The following is a 394-nucleotide window of genomic DNA, read 5'->3' on the forward strand; positions in this document are numbered from 1 at the left end:
GGCACCGCCTGGTCCCGCGCCGAAAAAACCGTTCTCCCCCGGCACCAGGAAGGCGCTGACCGACGGAGCTCCGAGGCGGTGCGGACCGGTCCCGAGCGCACCGACCTCCAGGACATCGCCTTCGGACTCCGGCAGCTCACCGATATCGCCGCCAAAGCCCTCTCCCCGGGGATCAACGATCCGACCACCGCCGTCCACGCCCTGTCCCACTCCTCCGCCCTTCTCTGCGAGCTGGCGCGACATGACCTCGGCCCTCGTCTGCTGCGCGACGACCACCGGCAGGTCAGAGTCGTGCTGCGCCGCCCGCACCTGCTGGACCTGCTGGATCTGGCGGTGAACCGGCCCCTGCGCTACGGTGCCGCCGAGCCTGCCGTCCTGGCCCGCATCGCCATGC

1 pseudogene is annotated in these 394 nt (G+C 71.3%); it reads left to right on the forward strand.

Annotated features, from left to right (window positions below):
- Positions 1–75: 75 nt before the first annotated feature.
- Positions 76–394, forward strand: a pseudogene (locus tag LPA54_RS41360) (DUF2254 family protein); the annotation flags it as partial.

This window comes from Streptomyces sp. DH12, from assembly GCF_020873895.1.
In the GTDB taxonomy this organism is placed as follows: domain Bacteria; phylum Actinomycetota; class Actinomycetes; order Streptomycetales; family Streptomycetaceae; genus Streptomyces.